This window comes from Gemella cuniculi DSM 15828, from assembly GCF_000425665.1.
GTDB classification, from domain to species: domain Bacteria; phylum Bacillota; class Bacilli; order Staphylococcales; family Gemellaceae; genus Gemella; species Gemella cuniculi.
In genome coordinates this window covers 1-17,192 of sequence record NZ_AUDW01000008.1, presented here as the reverse complement: position 1 = coordinate 17,192, position 17,192 = coordinate 1, and the positions used below count along the sequence as shown (strand labels likewise).

General features: G+C 27.8%; 16 protein-coding genes. 11 read left to right on the top strand and 5 right to left on the bottom strand.

Annotation, left to right across the window (positions count from 1 at the left end; genetic code table 11):
* The first annotated feature begins 90 nt into the window (after positions 1 to 90).
* Positions 91 to 1,407: an APC family permease gene (locus tag H612_RS0101290; protein WP_027129811.1), complete on the top strand. Its 1,317-nt coding sequence runs from the start codon at positions 91 to 93 to the stop codon at positions 1,405 to 1,407.
* 498 nt (positions 1,408 to 1,905) lie between these two features.
* Positions 1,906 to 2,307 (top strand): phosphate-starvation-inducible protein PsiE, encoded by a 402-nt coding sequence (psiE, locus tag H612_RS0101285; protein ID WP_027129810.1) that lies wholly within the window; start codon positions 1,906 to 1,908, stop codon positions 2,305 to 2,307.
* Between the two features lie 225 nt (positions 2,308 to 2,532).
* Here the strand turns inward: psiE and H612_RS0101280 are convergent, their stop codons facing one another.
* Complete coding sequence (locus tag H612_RS0101280) at positions 2,533 to 3,279, bottom strand: DNA/RNA non-specific endonuclease (RefSeq protein WP_027129809.1); 747 nt, start codon at positions 3,277 to 3,279, stop codon at positions 2,533 to 2,535.
* 100 nt (positions 3,280 to 3,379) lie between these two features.
* Complete coding sequence (gene trpS / locus H612_RS0101275; protein ID WP_027129808.1) at positions 3,380 to 4,396, bottom strand: tryptophan--tRNA ligase; 1,017 nt, start codon at positions 4,394 to 4,396, stop codon at positions 3,380 to 3,382.
* Between the two features lie 188 nt (positions 4,397 to 4,584).
* Between trpS and lplA the strand changes: the two genes are divergently transcribed.
* Genes lplA through srtB form a run of 3 tightly spaced genes read left to right on the top strand, consistent with a single transcriptional unit; the run spans position 4,585 to position 6,777 of the window.
* Positions 4,585 to 5,574, top strand: coding sequence for a lipoate--protein ligase (lplA, locus tag H612_RS0101270; RefSeq protein ID WP_027129807.1), 990 nt, complete (start codon positions 4,585 to 4,587; stop codon positions 5,572 to 5,574).
* Positions 5,575 to 5,597: 23 nt separating this feature from the next.
* Positions 5,598 to 5,921, top strand: a complete 324-nt coding sequence (locus H612_RS0101265; protein WP_027129806.1) for a heavy metal-binding domain-containing protein — start codon at positions 5,598 to 5,600, stop codon at positions 5,919 to 5,921.
* A 52-nt stretch (positions 5,922 to 5,973) separates the two neighbouring features.
* Entirely contained in the window at positions 5,974 to 6,777 is an 804-nt protein-coding gene (gene srtB, locus H612_RS0101260; protein ID WP_027129805.1) for a class B sortase, LPKTxAVK-specific, read from the top strand.
* 58 nt (positions 6,778 to 6,835) lie between these two features.
* Here the strand turns inward: srtB and H612_RS0101255 are convergent, their stop codons facing one another.
* From H612_RS0101255 to pcp, 3 genes are all read right to left on the bottom strand, one after another.
* Positions 6,836 to 8,209 carry an MATE family efflux transporter gene (locus H612_RS0101255; protein WP_027129804.1) on the bottom strand — a complete coding sequence of 458 codons (1,374 nt, stop codon included), beginning with the start codon at positions 8,207 to 8,209 and terminating at the stop codon, positions 6,836 to 6,838.
* A 17-nt stretch (positions 8,210 to 8,226) separates the two neighbouring features.
* Positions 8,227 to 8,634: a MarR family winged helix-turn-helix transcriptional regulator gene (locus H612_RS0101250; protein WP_027129803.1), complete on the bottom strand. Its 408-nt coding sequence runs from the start codon at positions 8,632 to 8,634 to the stop codon at positions 8,227 to 8,229.
* Positions 8,635 to 8,794: 160 nt separating this feature from the next.
* Positions 8,795 to 9,442 carry a pyroglutamyl-peptidase I gene (gene pcp / locus H612_RS0101245; protein ID WP_027129802.1) on the bottom strand — a complete coding sequence of 216 codons (648 nt, stop codon included), beginning with the start codon at positions 9,440 to 9,442 and terminating at the stop codon, positions 8,795 to 8,797.
* A gap of 178 nt (positions 9,443 to 9,620) precedes the next feature.
* Between pcp and nrdG the strand changes: the two genes are divergently transcribed.
* The 6 genes from nrdG to H612_RS09845 form a co-directional block, all read left to right on the top strand.
* Complete coding sequence (nrdG, locus tag H612_RS0101240; protein ID WP_027129801.1) at positions 9,621 to 10,271, top strand: anaerobic ribonucleoside-triphosphate reductase activating protein; 651 nt, start codon at positions 9,621 to 9,623, stop codon at positions 10,269 to 10,271.
* A 325-nt stretch (positions 10,272 to 10,596) separates the two neighbouring features.
* Entirely contained in the window at positions 10,597 to 12,747 is a 2,151-nt protein-coding gene (locus tag H612_RS0101235) for a YhgE/Pip domain-containing protein (protein WP_027129800.1), read from the top strand.
* Positions 12,748 to 13,017: 270 nt separating this feature from the next.
* Positions 13,018 to 14,019: a glycosyltransferase family 2 protein gene (locus tag H612_RS0101230; RefSeq protein ID WP_027129799.1), complete on the top strand. Its 1,002-nt coding sequence runs from the start codon at positions 13,018 to 13,020 to the stop codon at positions 14,017 to 14,019.
* A gap of 1 nt (position 14,020) precedes the next feature.
* Positions 14,021 to 16,045, top strand: a complete 2,025-nt coding sequence (locus H612_RS0101225) for a glycosyltransferase family 39 protein (protein ID WP_027129798.1) — start codon at positions 14,021 to 14,023, stop codon at positions 16,043 to 16,045.
* A 175-nt stretch (positions 16,046 to 16,220) separates the two neighbouring features.
* Positions 16,221 to 16,574, top strand: a complete 354-nt coding sequence (locus H612_RS0101220; protein ID WP_027129797.1) for a YlbF family regulator — start codon at positions 16,221 to 16,223, stop codon at positions 16,572 to 16,574.
* Positions 16,575 to 16,796: 222 nt separating this feature from the next.
* A partial coding sequence (locus tag H612_RS09845; protein ID WP_035500109.1) for a YSIRK-type signal peptide-containing protein occupies positions 16,797 to 17,192 on the top strand: 396 nt, incomplete at its 3' end.

Below are 17,192 nucleotides of genomic sequence, written 5' to 3'. Positions count from 1 at the left end.
GATGAAAAATAAGAGTGGGGAGTTGGGAATTTATGTTTCTCGTCCCACTCTTATATTTAATAAAATAAAAATGTAAAAAGGAGTTTGAGAATGGAGAAAAAGTTAGGACGTTTTGATGTACTAGCTCTAGTAATTGGCTCCATTATTGGTTGGGGTTCTTTTACATTACCAGGAAAACAATTTTTAAATCAATCAGGTGTAATTAATACAACAATAGGCTTAATTGCTGGTGGTGTACTTGTAATGTTAATTCAGGTTGCTTATCATGTTATGCTGCATGGACATATAGAAGAAGGTGGAGAATTTACTTATACTTTAAATAATTTAGGGCGTGGACATGGCTTTATAGTAGGATGGTCATTAAGTCTGTGTTATTTGAGTATGATACCACTAAATGCAAGTGCATATGTACTTTTATTTAAGGTTATTTTTGGAGAAAAATATAGTTTTGGATATTTGTATACTGTTGCCAGTTATAAGGTTTATGTTAGTGATGTTTTAATAATGAGTTTGGTAATTATTATTTTTTCATACATTAATATAAAAGGATTGAAGGTGAGTTCGAAAGTTCAAAATATAATGAGTTTTTTACTGGTTATTATAGTTTTTTTATTAGTTTTTTTTGTAGGATATAAGAGTGATTTAAAAGTATTTCAAAAGAATTATTTAGAAAATTATAGTTTTTCTTTTAAAGAGATTTCAACGGTAATCTCAATAGTCCCATTTTTATTTGTTGGTTTTGATGTGATTCCACAAGTAGCAAGAGAATTGAAGTTTAAAGCACATAGGGCAACACTGTTAGCCCTGATATCAATATTAATTGGAGTTTTTATATATGCAGGTTTAAATCTTGTAGCAGGATTTAGTTTTTCTCGAGAACAAGCCATTCAAACAAATTGGGCAGTAGCAGATTCTGTTATTAGTAAATTAGGATATGTAGGTTTTTCAATTATGTTGGTTGCTTTGTGGGCGGCTATAACAGGTGGAATAAATGGTTTTATGATTGCGAGTAGCAAACTAATTGCTTCACTTTCACAAAAAGGTATAATGGATAAAAAATATAGCAAAAAAAATGCAAATGATGTATATCCGTATGCAATAATTTTTGTAGCAGTTGTGAGTTTAATTGCTCCATGGATTGGAAGAGAAGTTATTTTGTATATCGTAGATATGGCAAGTGTTTTGGCAGCAGTTGCTTATGGGTATGTTAGTTATATTAGTTACAAAAATTCTAAAGTAAAATATGTCAAGATATTATGTTTTGCTGCAATGATTGTATCAATAGGATTTATATTATTATTACTATTTCCTTATTCGCCTGCAATGTTAAAGATGCCTGCACTAATATTTTTAATATTGTGGACAGTGTTTGGTATAATTGTATACTATAATCATACTACCAGCTAAAAAAGAAATAATTTATATTTAGATCTTTGTTCTATAAAAACTAGCTACAAATATTTATTTTATAAAGTTATATTTTCATATAAAAAAAGAGGTAATAAATATGAGCCGAACCCCAAAATCCGGAATAGGGATGGAGGGGTTTTTTCATGCCAAAATACACAAAAGAATTAAAAACAAAGTAGTGCCTCTTTTTTATTTATTGAATTTATTATTTTGAAAGAATAATAAAAAAGAGGTTACCGATTATTATTTGATAATCACAAAAAAATATTTTACTTGATTATTATATCTTGAAAGCTAAGCGATTTTTCCTTGAGAAGAATATTGAGAATATTTCTTTAAAAGTAGTACTCCTTAATTTTTTTAAGAAAAATATAGAAAAGTAATTATCAATGGACTGTAGTGTGTGTAAAGATACTATTAAAAAACGTAATAAGGATAAGTAGAATTATAGTTATAGTTGTGGTAGAATTGTTTATTGAATAGAAGGAGGTTTGCATGGATAATTTTGCTAAGAAAATATCAAATGTATTTTTGTGGATAATGAATATAGCTTTAATAGTTATGGGTATAATTTTATCATTTTCATTGTTAATAGAAACTAAAGAGATTGTGATTCAAACTATGAAATTTTTAAATGGAGATGGAAATTATCAAAGTTTGATAGAAGAAATTGTAATTTTCTTTTTATACTTTGAGTTTATTGCGTTAATAGTGAAATATTTTAAAAATAACTATCATTTTCCATTAAGATACTTCATTTATATTGGAATAACAGCGATAGTAAGACTTATTATAGTTGAACATAATGAGCCTGAAAGTGTTTTAATTTGGGCTGGAGCTATTTTACTTTTAATAATAAGTTTAGCAATAGCGGAAAAATTTATAAGAAATGATTAGAAATAAAATCACTCTTTTATGTATTAATGATCAATAATAAAAAATAGGAATAACTTAAAAAATAGATTTTTATGAAATCATTATTCTTAAGTTACTCCTATTTTTTAAATCTTTCTGTGAAGTTAATTTTGAAACAGATAAAATTTTGCTTTTGTATATATTTAGTAAAATTTTGTTATTATTTTAGACGTTCAAGTTAATATTGGAAAATTTTATAAAGATCAGTTATTTAACCGTATATTTGCCAGTTTTATAATCTATGGTTACACCTTTTTGGTAGTTATAAATAAATACGTTATATTTAATGCTAGCTCCACTGTCTTCAACTGACATAGCCTCCATTATGACACCTTGGGCTACCAAGTCATTATCTTTATAAACAGGAGTTACACGATAACGAACATGTTTTTTAGTATTTTTAACGTAGTCTGCTACTTGATTTTCAAATGGAATCATGTTTAAATTCATAAATCGAGTACCAGTCATTAAATTTTTTTCATTAGCATTCTCACCGGCTAGTTGGAATGCAATTAGATGTGAACGATCATAAACATGGGAACCTCTATTGCTTTGCCAACCGCTAGGACGAACTTTTGATATTTCTTCACGTTTTTCAGTTGGCATAAGATCAACTCCAATAATAGCGTTAGCTTGACCAACACGTCCAAGTTTATCAAGATTACTATAATTTTCAAACGAAGAAGTTGATAAATCTTCTTTGCTAAAATAAGGATTATTATTATTTAGAACTTTATATTTATTATTGTCTGATGCTTCATTTTCTTTAGGTGCTGAGAGTGAATTTATAACATCTTGGGGAATAGCTGATGTACTAGAAAAAGTAGTTTGACTAGTTGAAGTAGAATGTGATTTATTGTAAGTATATCTACTAATAATAAATGCAACAAGAACAACTATTATGATAGAAATAATTGAAAAAAATGACAAATTTTGTTTTTTCTTTTTTGCCATATTACCTCCTAAAAAATAAATTTATATTAATAAAAAATAAAACATTAATCAATGTAGTTGAATTAAATACACTTATGAACAAATAGATTAGTATAATTTATTATTTTTTAAAGTAGTTAATTCCCATAGCATCTTTTACTTCATCAAGTGTTTTGGCTGCAACACGTTCTGCTTTTTCACTTCCAGCTTTTAGTATATTATAAACTTCAGCTTTATCTTTCGCAAATTCTTCACGACGAGTACGAATAGGTTTTAAGTATTCTTGCATAACTTCATTAAGACGCTTTTTAAGTTTTACGTCTCCTAGGCCGCCACGACTGTAATGTTCTTTAAGTTCAGCAATTTCATCGGATCTAGAATCAAAAATATCAAGATATTTAAAAACAACATTTCCCTCTACTTGCCCAGGATCTTCTACACGGATATGATTAGGATCGGTGTACATTTTCATAATTTTAGCTTTAATATTTTCTTCACTATCTCCAAGATAGATTCCATTGTTAAGACTTTTACTCATTTTTCCTTGTCCATCAATTCCAACTAAACGTGCATGATTTTTTGGTGGAAGAACTATTTCAGGAAGTACAAGAACTTCTTTGTTGTAAGTCCTATTGAAATCTCTAACAATTTCGCGAGTTTGTTCAATCATTGGTTTTTGATCTTCTCCAACAGGAACATGAGTTGCCTTAAATGCAGTTATATCTGCAGCCTGACTTACTGGATATGTGAAAAAACCGGCTGGGATACTTTCTCCAAATTTTTTGTCGTTAATTTCTTGTTTAACAGTAGGATTACGTTGTAATCTTGATACTGTAACTAAATTCATATAATACATATAAAGTTCTGCAAGTTGAGGAATTTGTGATTGAATAAATATTGTTGTTTTTGTAGGATCAATTCCGACGGCAAGGTAGTCTAGTGCGACTTCAGTGATATTCTCGATGACTTTTCCAGGATTATCAGCATTGTCAGTTAATGCTTGTTGATCTGCAACCATAATAAATATTTCTGTATCATCTTCATTTTGTAATTTAACTCTATTTTTTAAAGAGCCAACATAGTGGCCTAGGTGAAGTTTTCCTGTAGGTCTATCTCCAGTTAAAATAATTTTTGTCATAAGTGGGTAAACTCCTTTAAAATAAAATTTAATAATTTCTCTTAATTATATCACATTATTACAAAAGTTTGTTGAATAAACTCAAAAACTTATATTAAAAAAAATATTTAGTGTTTTAGTTTTTAAAAAGTAATTTTTATATTATAATATAGTGTAAAGGAATAAGTTTAATTTTAAGGAGATTAGTAATGATATACATAGAATCAAAAAGCAATGATCCACGCTATAACACAGCATTGGAGTTTTATGCATTTAACGAACTTGCAAAAAAGGACGATGTATTTATGTTATGGATTAATGAACCATGTATAGTGGTTGGAAAAAATCAAAATACAACAGAAGAAGTTAATCAGAAGTTCTGTGATGAAAATGGAATAAAAATAGTTCGTCGTGTAAGTGGCGGTGGAGCTGTTTATCATGATTTGAACAATTTAAATTATACAATTATTTCTAACGGAAGAAGCGGAGAAGAATTTGACTTTAAATCATTTTCTCAACCAGTAATCGATGCGTTAGCATCATTAGGAGTTAAGGCAGAATTTACAGGAAGAAATGATTTAGAAATTGATGGAAGAAAATTCTGCGGGAATGCACAATATGTTCGTGCAGGAAGAATTATGCATCATGGATGTTTGATGTTTGATGTCGATACGACTGTTTTAGCAGATGCACTAAAAGTTTCAAAAGATAAAATAGAATCTAAGGGAATAAAATCTGTTCGTTCTCGTGTAACGAATATCAAAAATCATTTACCTAACAAAGATATGACTGTGGGGGACTTTGTTGAAGCACTGAAAAAATATATGAGTGAAAAATATGAAATGGTAAGTTTCGTTGCAACAGAGGAAGATGAAAAAGCTATTCTAAAAATTCAAGAAGAAAAGAATAATTCTTGGGATTGGGTATATGGTAAAAATCCTGATTTTAATATTAAACGTAACAGAAGATTAAAAACTGGAAAAATAGAAGCTAATATTATGGTAGAACAAGGTGTTATCACAAGTATTAAATTCTTTGGGGATTTCTTCGGAGTTATGGATGTAGAAGATATTGCTAAAAAACTGGTGGGGATTAAATACCAAAAAGAGGATATAAAAAATATATTGGAACGAATAGATATAAATTCATATTTCTTAGGTGCAACATTAGAAGAAGTACTAGATATTCTAGTTGATTAATTTATAAATTTAGGAGGAAGGTTATGATTTTAACAACAACACAAAATGTACCCGGAATGGAAATAATAGAATATAGAGGACTGGCAACAGGGGAGATAGTTGCTGGTATTAACTTTTTGAAGGATATTGGGGCAGGGTTCAGAAATTTTTTTGGCGGACGTAGCCAAGGATATGAAGAAGAAATAATTAAAGCACGTACAGAAGTGTTGAAAGAACTGGAAGAGCGTGCTGAAACTATGGGTGCTAATGCTGTAGTAGGTATTAGAATAGATTTTGATGGTCTAGGTAGTGATGGAAGTAATATGCTTCTTGTAACAGCGACCGGTACTGCAGTAGTTGTAAGATAGGCGAATATAGTATATAATAGAGTACAGTATTGTTAAAAGGAAGGATATAAAAATGAAAAAAATATTTAATTTCAGAAAGATTTTTTCTGTTTTACTTTTAGTTGTTGCATTAGTTACATCTGTAGTTTTTGTATCAGGGTGTAGTAAAAATGATGATGCGTCAAATAATTCTAATTCACAAACTTCAACTTATCAAGTAAGTAAAGAGGAAAAAGACTATTTAAATAAACGTTTTACCGATTTATCAAAAGTAAATAATGAAGTTGTTGCTTATATTTATGCTCCAGGAACTGATTTAGATGAGCCAGTGGTACAAACAAATGATAACGAAACATACTTAGATAAAACTTTTGAAGGTGGACATGCACCATATTTAGGAACAGTATTCATGGATATGGATAATAAAAAAGATTTTGGTGATAGATTAACTTGGTTATTTGGGCATGCAAGAGGAAGTAAAGTGGGAGATCACCGTATGTTTAATGACGTAAACTTTTATGATAAACAAGATTATATGGATAAACATAAATATGTAGTGGTAGAAACACCAGAAAGAAAGTATTATTATGAAGCAGCATTTTTAACAATAGTACCAGAAACAACATCGTTTTATCGTTTAGATTTTGAAAATGATGAAGATTTCTTAAATCAATTAACTAATGTTAAAAAAGATGCAAAAACTAAAAATGATAATGTAAAACTAGATGGAAAAGATAAATACTTGGTATTATCAACTTGTCGTGAGGAAGATGAAACTATAAGATCTAATTTATATCTTCGTCAAATTCCAGATAACGAAATGAATGATTTTATAGCCAAACACAAAGATGAATTAAAATATGTAGCAACTAGATAATAGAAAATATTATGAAGTAAAATAAGAAATAACCTAAATGGTTATTTCTTATTTTTTATTATGCTAAATTATATTTAGGCATAGTTTTAAATTCTCTCACCAAAAAGAACAATGAAACTGAAAATGAACAAAGGTCTGTAATTGGTGTAGCATAAATAATTCCATCAATTCCATATAAATGTGAAAGAATGAGTAGCATAGGTAATAATATTATAAGTTGTTTAGTTAAAGCTATCGTAACTCCAATTTTTGGTTTTCCTATTGCAGCAAAAAATGTTGAACTAGAAATTTGGATACCATTAATAAATGTAAATAGTAAGAAAAATCTCATATACTTAACAGCAAAATCAAAATAAAGTTCATTACCATTTCCAAAAACGCTAACTATTTGTTTAGGAAAAATTTCAAAAATTAAAAAGAAGGAAACAGAAATTATTACGGCATATTTTATCATATAACGCATAGTTTCACGAACTCTTTCGTACTTTTTAGCACCATAATTGAAACCGAAAATTGGTTGAGCACCTTGAACTAATCCTATTATAATAGAAACAAAGATTATATTTATTTTTGCAACAATGCCTGCAACTGCTATAGGAATATCATTTCCATAAACAGATTCAGCCCCATGTATATTTAATAAATTATTCGTTACGATTTGGATAATCATATTAGAACCTTGAAAGACAAAGGAAGTCATTCCAAGAGAAACTGAGATTTTTAATAATGAGAATTTTGGAATAAAATCTTTTTTCTCAAATTTAACACTTTTAAATCTAGGGAAGTAAAATAATAAAATCATTGCTGAAATAAATTGACTTATTACTGTTGCCCAAGCAGATCCTGCAATTCCCCATCCGAAACCAAAAATAAAAATGGGATTTAATATTATATTAAGTACAGCACCAATAACGATAGAAATCATAGAATATTTTGGGCTATTATCGGACCTAACAATAGGGTTTGTACTGATAGAAATTAGTAAAAATGGAATACCTAAAGAAGTAATTCCTGCAAAAGTCATCGCATATTCTAGAATTTCTTCAGTAGAACCAAATGCGTACATCAATGGTTTTAAAAAGATATGAATTAAAATTGTAAGAATAATTCCAATAATAATTAATGATGATACGGAAGTACCTACAACAGATTTCGCTTTTTCAGAATTACCACGCCCTAATTCTAAATTAAAATTAGAAGCAGCTCCAATTCCAATCGTTAACCCCACTGTTAAGCAAATAGTTGTAATTGGAAATGCAACATTAGTGGCGGCATTTCCTAAATAACCAACACCTTGTCCAATAAAAATTTGATCAATAATACTATAAAGTGAGTTAATAATATTTGCAGTAATAGCTGGCCATGCAAGTGATATTAATAATTTTTTAATACTTTTCTCTCCGAGTGGATTTTTCATGGTAGAATTTGTCATATATTTTCCTCCAATAATTATTTAGTAACTTTATTTAATAGAATATATAAAGTTTTTATCTCTTCTGATGTTAGATTTTTTAAAACATTTTGTTCACCATTTATAATTAAATGCTCATGAGTAGAAATAACATTTTTACCTTTATCGGTTAAAAATAAAGTGTAAGAACGACGATCTAGTTCGCCTCTTGAACGTATAACAAATCCTTTTTCTTCTAATACATCTATATTTCTACTTATGATATTTTTATCTTTTCTACTTATTTCAGCAAGTTTAGCTTGAGTAACACCTTCATTTTCAGAAATATAAAGTAAAACTATAAAATTTCCATGAGTAATTCCAATTTCAGAAAAAGTATGTTTGGAATAATTTTTTATTTTATCTAAAATAGTTACAAGTTTATAACCTAAAGTGTCTTTTAACAAAAAAACTCCTCCTCTAAAAAATAATATACTTTATATATTATATACTTAATATACTATTTGTCAATAAAAAAAGAAGAATTTTAATTTTACTAATTCAAAACTATTTGACTTTTCAAATTAGTAGATCATTTATTTCTTCTTTTTTTTTTAAAATTATAAGCTAATGTTCACGGCCGCCAGTGACTTTAATATCTTCTTTTAGGTAATAGTGTGCAGAAGTTTTTATAATAATTTTTAATGCTTCAATTATGGTGTCTAACTTCATAAAAGGTGTATTAGGTTTATTTTGAACTTGTTCTTCAATATAAGGAATATGGATGAATCCTGTTGTTATATTTTTAAATTTTTTGCTTGCAAGATATAGACTTTCGTACATTATATGATTGCAAACGAATGTACCAGCTGTGTTGGAGACGGCCGCAGGTATGTTATTAATATTAAGATTTTCTACTATTGCTTTAATAGGAAGAGTAGAAAAGTAAGCATTATCCCCATCGTATCGAATAATTTCGTCAATAGGAGTATTATTTTTATTATCCCCAATTCGAGCATCATCAATATTTATTGCAACTCGTTCAACGGTTATTTTACTTCGACCACCAGCCTGTCCGACACAAATAACAATATTTGGATTGAAATCTTCAATATTTTTTTCCAAAATTTTAGAGCTTTCTTTAAAAACAGTTGGTAAAGTTATCTTTTTTATTTCGATATTACCAAGTTTATTTGGTAATTCTTGAACGGTTAAATTTGATGGATTAAGATTTTCACCACCAAAACTATCAAACCCAGTAACTAAAACTTTCATAGTTTATAACCTCCATTAGTATTATTGGTATAGCTGACATTTTTTATAAGTACAAATAATATTATAAAATAGTTTTGTTTGTTTGAAAATAGTAATTGAAAATTTTATTTTTAAATTTAATTTAAAATTGTATTTCAAAAATAAAAATGATATGATAGTTAGAACAGGGGTGATATTTTTGTCAAGAGAAGAAAAATTGAGGACTATTATTAGTACTATTGACAGTTCGGAGTATAGTAATAATAAAAAAGATGATATAGAAATAGATTGTAAGATAAAAACTTATAGAGAGGCAAAAGATTTTTGGTTAGCTTCTACTTACTCAAAAAAAAAATATGCAGATTATAAACCATTTCAATTTGTTGATGGGGAAGGTGTAAGATGTTCAATTTACCTTAGCGGTTGCCTGTTTGCTTGCAAAGAATGTTTTAATGAAAGTATTCAAAATTTTAATGCAGGTAAAGAATATACGCAGGAATTAGAAGATGTAATAATTAGAGATTTAAAAAATTCTTATGTTCAGGGGTTGACTATTTTAGGAGGAGAACCATTTTTAAATACTCAAGTAGCATTATCTCTAGTAAAAAGAGTTAGAAAAGAATTTGGTAATAATAAAGATATATGGATTTATAGTGGTTATACCTATGAGCAACTTCTTGAAGGGAGTGAAGATAAAAAGGAATTGTTATCATTATGTGATGTTTTAGTTGATGGTCCATTTATAATAGCGTTAAAAGATCTTAGTTTGAAATTTAGAGGGAGTAGTAATCAGCGCATAATAGATTTAAAAAAATCAACAAAAGATAATGTGGTATTATATCTTAGTTAAAATGGTAATAGTTGATTTACAAGCAAAAAAGTTAAAAGATATAATAAAAATGTAAAAATAAGAGTTTTATTTATTATCATTTATTTTAAAGAATATTTTAAGAATAGAATAGTATGTATATAGAACCAGAAAATTTATTTTCGTTCTATATACTTTTTTTGTATTATTGATTTTTCAAACAAAAAGTAGTCAGAAATTAATTCAGAGATAAATTAAAGAAAAATATTTTTGACCAAAAATATTTTTTCTGATAAAATAGATTTTTAGTATTAGAGATTTTTAATATCTCCAATTAGTTTTTTTAATATAGAGAGGAGTCTTTTAAGTGGAGAATATTTTTCAAATTTTTAAAAATGATTTGAAAGAAGTTTTTAGAAAAACAAATACTTGGATTATTATAATAGGTTTAGTTATCTTACCTTCAATGTATGCATGGCCAAATATTTTAGCTTCGTGGGATCCTTATGGACATGCAAATAATATTAAGGTGGCTGTTACTACAGAAGATCTTGGTGCAGAGGTAGAAGGTAAAAAAATAAATTTAGGAGAAAATCTTGTAGAGGGATTAAAAAATAATAAAAGTTTAGATTGGCAATTTGTTAATACAAAAAAAGAAGCGGAAGATGGTGTGAAAATTGGTGATTATTACGCAAGTATAGTAATTCCAAAAAATTTTAGTGAAGATATAACATCTGTTACTAGAGGAACGCCTAAAAAAGCAATAATAGAATATACAGTTAACGAAAAAATTAATGCAATTAGTCCTAAAATAACTAATAGTGGGGCATCAGCTATTGCTAATAACATTAGTAAATCGTTTGTTGAGACGGCTAATGGAGTTATTTTTGAAAAAATGCATGAAGCTGGAATCGAATTTGAAGAAAATCTTCCTTCAATAGAAAAAGTAAAAAATGAGATTTTAAAACTTAACTCACATTTTAATGGTTATGAAAGTTCTTTGACAGAACTTATTGGGAAAGTAGAGCATGGCCAAAGTATTTTAAATACTGTACAAAAAACTTTACCTGTGATAGATAGTGTTGCAACCAATAGTATTATGATTGCTCAAAAGGCAGATATTACAATAAACAATATTGAAAGTTTTAACGAGAGATTAGTTCCAAAAATAAATGAACATTTAGAATCTATTCAAGAAGTATCAAAACTAGCTAATGAGATTGCAAAAGACTTTCGAGAAAAACCGAGTAAAAAAGATGATCTAAAATCTCAAATGCAAGCTCTGAATAATAGATTTGATATCAGTCTTCAAAGATTAGACATAGTAAAAAATATTTTTGAATATTTTAATAATCTATCGGATGAGAATGTATTTTTTGTACAGTTAGAAAAAATAAAATCACTACGTGATGGTATAACAAAACTTAGCGAATTAAATACTACATTATATAATAATATAGAACATTATGATGAAATTGCAGATGAATTAAAAGAAAAATTTGTAACGAATACTCAGAATGTTAATGAGTTGGCAACTAATTTTGAAAATGGTTTGAATGATGAAGTAGCACCACTCATAAAAACAGTATTAGAAAAAGCTGATGCAAAAATTAATGGAATAAATGATATAATTAATAATGCACAAGGACAACTACCATACGTTTCTGAAAAATTATCAGAAACAGAAATAAAAATAAATGACGCACATAATAAACTTTTAAAATTGCAGTCACAGATGCCAACAATAAAAGAAAAACTAGGAAAGCTAACAGAAGAAATTAAAAAAGCAGAAAGTGAAATAGATTCGAACACGATATTTAATTTATTAAAAGTAGACTATAAACAGCAAGCAGAATTTTTTGCAAATCCAGTAAGTTTGCAAGAAAATAAACTATATCATATCGAAAACTACGGTTCAGCAATGACACCATTTTATACAGTATTGTCTATTTGGGTGGGAGCACTTCTTATGTCTTCACTTTTAACTACAAAAGTAGAAGATGAAGAGAATAAGTATAAGCCTTATGAAAAATATTTTGGTCGTGGATTATTGTTTGTGATAATTTCGTTATTCCAAACTTTAGTAGTTACATTAGGAGATATGTACTTATTAGGGACGCAGGCAGTTTCCCCATATAGATTCGTATTTTATGGTTTATTAATTGCATTACTATTTTCTTCTATTATATATACGATAGTTTGTATTTTTGGAAATGTAGGTAAGGCGATATGTATTATACTTTTAGTACTTCAAATTGGAAGTTCGGGAGGTACATTTCCAATTCAGATGACTTCAAATTTTTTCCAAATCTTATATCCTAAAGTTCCGTTTACGTATTCAATAAGACTTCTTCGTGAAGCAGTAGGTGGCGTTTATATTCCAGCAGCTCAAAGGGATATGAAAATACTCTTTATTTACTTGATTATAGTATTAATAGGTGGGGCAGTATTAGTGAGTTTAAAAGCAAAATCAAAAAAATTAAGTGAAGAAAAAGCAAAATCAAAATTATTTTTATAGTTTTTGATATTTAATAAATGATCTATAGTGAATGACTTTAAAACATAGCGTAGTGAAAAAATATGTACATTTGAACTTATTAGTACGAGTGAGTATATAGATTATTTTGTATCATTATTACCGAGGAAATTATATATAGTGGACGAATAGGAAAGAAAATAATAACCTTAATCAGAGTGCTTAGTAACTCTGATTTTTTCTCATGCATGAAAAAAAATAAAAATTATGTTATAATTGTTTAAATATAAACCTTAAAGTAGAGGAAGAACTATGACTAGAACATTAGATAGAACCAAAGACATTTTTTTGGATACGATGCTTTTGGGGAATGAAATTTTAATAAAAAAAATAAAGACTACTAATAAAAGAAAAATAACGGTAGTATTGGCTGCTTTTAGAAGTGTAACGAGTTTTGCTAATACAATAGTAGATCTTTTCAAACAAAGTTTTAAAGATATTGAAATTTTGGTTGTTGATGATTCGTCAGGACAAGATATAGAGGAATTTATTTCTGTAAATGATGATATTAAGATAAATTACATAAAAAAACAACTTGGCTCTAATTCTTCAGCAAAAAATTGTGCATTAGATTTTGCCAAGGGAGATTATATTATTTTTATAGAGGAAAATGTAAGGTTAGAACCTAATTATTTAGAAAGTTTATATTCTCTTGCTTCGGTGCATTCGTTAGATATAGCTATGCTAACAAGAAGAGGGTATACTTGTTCTTTAGCAGAAAGAGTTACAACAGGTTCTGAACATTTGGTAAAAGAAATAGCTCTCTTGAAAAGTGATTTAGATTATAACTTGACATCGTGTATGTTCAAAAAAAAATTTCTTGATGTATATAACTTGAGATTCCAAGAAGATATGCTTTCTTTAGAGAATTTATATTTTAAATTAAAAGCTTTTGATTTTGCGACAAAAGTGTGTCAAAGTGCAAGGGTAGGCTATAGAGAAATTCAAGAAAAAAAATCTATTCGCAATCAAGCTATGATAGAGGCTTCAACAAGGAGAATAATGATAGCAACAAAAAAAATTGAAGAGTTTAAAGTTGGGAAAAAATATGAATCTAGTTTAAATTTACTATGTGGATATTTACTTTTTGATGTTTTAAGAATGTATGAAAATATGTCAGAAGAAACAGAACTTTTAGAATTAATAAAATCAAAAAAAGAATATTTTGCAAGTGATAGTTTTGTTAATAGAACTATGATTAATATGTCACCAATTTTATTTGCAAATCACTTAAATAGGAAAGAAAGGATTTAATATGAGAAGAATTTTACATAATGTATTTTCGTATACCTTTATATCTTTGTTTACAGTCGCATTGATATGGGCTTATGTTGCTCCTTTTGTTTATGAGAGAATACTTAATCCTTTGGCACTTCTTTTGGGAGTTCCTGTAGTTTTTATTATTTTTATATATGCAGTGAAGAAAATATTAGCTACTGATGAAAAGATACTTCCGAAGTATAATAGGATAATTGTGATTGTTTATTTGATATTCCAAGCGATAATTTTATCAATGGATACATTAAATTTTTCAGATGGTGCGGAAATAGAAAACGAAGCACATTATATGTTGAACTATGGAAGGTTTTCAGGAGAAAGGTATTTTTTAGTTTATCCGAATAATATTAATCCAACAATAATTTTGTATTGGATATATAGAATTGCAAATTTCTTACATATCTCGGAAGTGTGGGCTTTGCACATCTTTTGTTTTGCAATAACTTCACTAACTATGTATCTAACTTTCAAAACAGCAGGGAAACTATTATCAAAACAAAAACAAACGATTATCTTTGGATTAATGTTACTTTATATTCCATTTCAAATGTATAGCTTGTTTTACTATTCAGACAGTTTGATGGTAGTTATGGTTGCATTAATAATATATGTATTAATACCATCTGATGGAAGTTTTATTTTCAGAGCGAAACATATAGTTGCGGTAGCAGTTTTAGTGGCTTTTGGTTGGAACTTGAGATCCAATATTATAATTATTATTCCTGCATTAATAATTTATCTGTTATTTTTTAAATGGTATAAGAATTTAATTCTACTTATTGTTACATTTGGAATATCTTTTGTTTTATTTGGCAAGGGATTTGATATGCTTTGGAATCATTATGGATTCATTCAAGATGCTGGATATAGATTCCCTATGATGCATTGGGTAATGATGGGAATGAGTATTCAGGGAGGAAGTTATAACTGGCAAGATTTCCAATTTACTTATCTTAGTCAAAATAAAGCGGCGGATGATTTTGGCTTATTTTTTAATCGAGTAACACATAGACCATTGTTTTTGAACTTATTAATGATAGTGTTAAAAATTCGTGGTAATTGGAGCGATGGTTCTATAAACTATACGAATGGGACAAGAGCATTACGTGGTGGAGATGGTTTCTTATGGCAATTATTCTATGGTAGTAATAATAGTTTCTTCATTTATATCTCACAGATGATTTATGTAGTTATTCTTTTTGGAATGGTGTACTATATTTATAAACGACGAAAAGAATACATAACATCATGCTTTTTATTCCAAATAATAATTTTTGGTGTGTTTATGTTTCATCTGATTTGGGAAGCAAAACCTAGATATGTTTATGCATGGATGCCAATAATTTTTATTTTAGGTGCAAAAGGATTAATATTATTTGCCGAAAGATACGAGACAACAATTTTTGATAAATATAAGAAAAAATTGTATATTGCATTTGGAATCGTTTTTGCACTCCAGATAGGGAGTGATAGTTTTTTAAGACCATCTTATTCAATGAACTTGGACTATGACTCAAGAGTTATTAATGGAATAAGTATTTATGCGACAGATAATTATTTGAGAGACGGAATAGTTAGAGTAAATAAAGATACCGAAGTAGAACAAACTTTTAAAGCTACAAGAGGCTTTAATTATATTAGGGGATACATATCATCATATGATGAAAAAAATAACTCAAAGTATAAAGTTGAGATAATTGATAAAAAAGAAAATAAGGTGGTAAGAGAACATACGTTCATTTACAGAGAGCTTTATTGGGAAATACCACTACAAACTTATACATTACGTTGGTATTTCGATGATTTACCAGCAGGGGATTATTCTGTAAAATTTTCTCAAGTAGAAAGTGATAATAATGGAAGTATTGTAATATCAAGTGTTCCTAATGAGTTAGTTGATATGTATACAGCAGGGAAATTGTACATAAATGGTGTAGATCAAAACAAAAAAGATTTATCCCTACAAATAGGGCATAGATATAAAAAATTATGGTGGTATTAATGTGAAACACTAAAATTTTAAAAAGTTAGTGTTTCAATAATATTTATTAATAATGCAGAAATGTTTGAAAAAGAAGCGATTGAATGTGTATAAATTTAGAAAAATCAATTTTAATTGTTAAAAAAGGTAAAACTATGATATAATTAGGTCAGATTAAAATAGGAGTATAAAGGTTATGACAAATATTTATGATAAAGCAAATGAATTTGAAAGAGCATTAAGAGAAAGTGAAGAGTATAAAGCATCAATTTCAGCTTCAGAAGCATTATATGCAGATGCAGAAGCGAAGGAATTATATACAGAATTTGTAGCAACTCAAAAAAAATTGATGGAGGGTGCTCAAACAGGTGAACAACCGTCAGAAGAAGAATTAAAATCATTTGAAGAAATTCAACAAAAATTAATGGGGAATACTAAGTTTTTAGAATTTGTACAAGTTCAACAAAAATTACAATTTTTAATTGAAGATTTGAATAAAATAATGTATAAACCTTTAGATGAATTATTTGAAAAATATGGAAATCAATAATAATTATTAATAAAAAAACTAGAGATAAATTTTTATCTCTAGTTTTTTTATTAATAATTTAAAATATAGGTTAGCAGAAAGTAAGAGATAGGTAGCACAATTAAAAAATAAATATAATGAATAAATAAGAATTACTTAAGAAATATTTTAATTTTTTCTAAGAGGTATTTAATTTTAATGTTGTATACTTTAGTCAACAAGAAAAAATAAGGAGAATAATTTATGCAAAACAAACTTAGAAATTTAAATAATGAAAAACGTACTAAGTGGTCGATTAGACGCCTTAGTGGAGTAGGAGTTGCTTCAGTAATTGTAGCGAGTAGTTTAGTGGGGACTGCTGCCGAAGTAAAAGCAAATGATGCGAAAGTTAATAAAATTGCTGAAATGAAAGAAGCAAAAGAAACTATAAAAACCCAAAGTATCGATGATATTAATAAAAAGTTAGAGATGACAATGACAGGAAAAACCTCTAAAAAATCTGATATGATGTCTGAAAATGTTAAAACAGAAAAAAAAGAAGCAGACAAAGTAATGGAAGCAAAACCACAAAGTAAAGATAAAAGTTCTAAAAAAGATATGAATCATAAAAATAATGAAAATGGAGTTACCAAAGTAGAA

What these genes read in the sequence shown, in the direction of transcription:
- H612_RS0101290 (WP_027129811.1), top strand. Translation starts at nt 91, where the DNA reads ATGGAGAAAAAGTTAGGACGTTTTGATGTACTAGCTCTAGTAATTGGC.
- psiE (WP_027129810.1), top strand. Translation starts at nt 1,906, where the DNA reads ATGGATAATTTTGCTAAGAAAATATCAAATGTATTTTTGTGGATAATG.
- H612_RS0101280 (WP_027129809.1), bottom strand. Translation starts at nt 3,279, where the DNA reads ATGGCAAAAAAGAAAAAACAAAATTTGTCATTTTTTTCAATTATTTCT.
- trpS (WP_027129808.1), bottom strand. Translation starts at nt 4,396, where the DNA reads ATGACAAAAATTATTTTAACTGGAGATAGACCTACAGGAAAACTTCAC.
- lplA (WP_027129807.1), top strand. Translation starts at nt 4,585, where the DNA reads ATGATATACATAGAATCAAAAAGCAATGATCCACGCTATAACACAGCA.
- H612_RS0101265 (WP_027129806.1), top strand. Translation starts at nt 5,598, where the DNA reads ATGATTTTAACAACAACACAAAATGTACCCGGAATGGAAATAATAGAA.
- srtB (WP_027129805.1), top strand. Translation starts at nt 5,974, where the DNA reads ATGAAAAAAATATTTAATTTCAGAAAGATTTTTTCTGTTTTACTTTTA.
- H612_RS0101255 (WP_027129804.1), bottom strand. Translation starts at nt 8,209, where the DNA reads ATGACAAATTCTACCATGAAAAATCCACTCGGAGAGAAAAGTATTAAA.
- pcp (WP_027129802.1), bottom strand. Translation starts at nt 9,442, where the DNA reads ATGAAAGTTTTAGTTACTGGGTTTGATAGTTTTGGTGGTGAAAATCTT.
- H612_RS0101230 (WP_027129799.1), top strand. Translation starts at nt 13,018, where the DNA reads ATGACTAGAACATTAGATAGAACCAAAGACATTTTTTTGGATACGATG.
- H612_RS0101225 (WP_027129798.1), top strand. Translation starts at nt 14,021, where the DNA reads ATGAGAAGAATTTTACATAATGTATTTTCGTATACCTTTATATCTTTG.
- H612_RS0101220 (WP_027129797.1), top strand. Translation starts at nt 16,221, where the DNA reads ATGACAAATATTTATGATAAAGCAAATGAATTTGAAAGAGCATTAAGA.